This window comes from Lihuaxuella thermophila (assembly GCF_900110165.1).
Taxonomy (GTDB): Bacteria; Bacillota; Bacilli; order Thermoactinomycetales; family Thermoactinomycetaceae; genus Lihuaxuella; species Lihuaxuella thermophila.
The window spans coordinates 1,506-2,719 of the sequence record NZ_FOCQ01000034.1 but is presented as its reverse complement, the minus strand read 5'-3'; the positions used below and the strand labels follow the sequence as shown (position 1 = coordinate 2,719).

General features: G+C 55.8%; 1 rRNA gene (only partly in view). It reads left to right on the top strand.

The features are described 5' to 3' along the window. Window positions 1-1,214, top strand: a 23S ribosomal RNA gene (locus tag BMW55_RS18865) (its annotated part continues 1,505 nt past the right edge of the window); the annotation flags it as partial.

Genomic DNA, 1,214 nt, shown 5'->3' with positions numbered 1-1,214 from the left:
GCCTGCCGGGGTTGTAGGGCGTCTCACACGGAGTGACAAAGGGAAGGGATAGGCGAAGTGGTCCTGGAAAGGCCCGCCATAGAGAGTAACAGCCTCGTAGCTGAAATTCCTTCCCCTCCGAGACGGACCCTGAGTACCGCGGGACACGTGAAACCCCGTGGGAATCCGGGAGGACCACCTCCCAAGGCTAAATACTCCCTGGCGACCGATAGTGAACCAGTACCGTGAGGGAAAGGTGAAAAGCACCCCGGAAGGGGAGTGAAAGAGAACCTGAAACCGTGTGCTTACAATCAGTCGGAGCACCCTTGAGGTGTGACGGCGTGCCTTTTGTAGAATGAACCGGCGAGTAACGGTTGCGTGCAAGGTTAAGGCGAAAAGCCGGAGCCGCAGCGAAAGCGAGTCTGAACAGGGCGTAGAGTACGTAGCCGTTGACCCGAAACCGGGTGATCTACCCATGTCCAGGGTGAAGTTGCGGTAATGCGCAATGGAGGCCCGAACCTGTTGGTGTTGAAAAACCATAGGATGAGGTGTGGGTAGGGGTGAAATGCCAATCGAACTCGGAGATAGCTGGTTCTCCCCGAAATAGCTTTAGGGCTAGCCTTGGAGAATGAGTCATGGAGGTAGAGCACTGATTGGGCTAGGGGCCCTCCCCGGGTTACCGAACTCAGTCAAACTCCGAATGCCATCGACTTTACTCCAGGAGTCAGACCGCGAGTGCTAAGATCCGTGGTCAAAAGGGAAACAGCCCAGACCACCAGCTAAGGTCCCTAAGTGACCGTTCAGTGGGAAAGGATGTGGAGTTGCCCAGACAACCAGGATGTTGGCTTAGAAGCAGCCATCATTCAAAGAGTGCGTAATAGCTCACTGGTCAAGTGACTCCGCGCCGAAAATGTAACGGGGCTAAACGGTCCACCGAAGCTGTGGATGTCCTATGGACATGGTAGGGGAGCGTTCCAAGTGCAGCGAAGCTGCATCGTGAGATGCGGTGGAGCGCTTGGAAGTGAGAATGCCGGTATGAGTAGCGAAAAGAGGGGTGAGAATCCCCTCCACCGAAAGCCTAAGGTTTCCTGAGGAAGGTTCGTCCGCTCAGGGTAAGTCGGGACCTAAGCCGAGGCCGAAAGGCGTAGGCGATGGACAACAGGTGGAAATTCCTGTACCACCAACCTTCGTTTGTACGATGGGGGGACGCAGGAGGGTAGAGAATCGCGCGACTG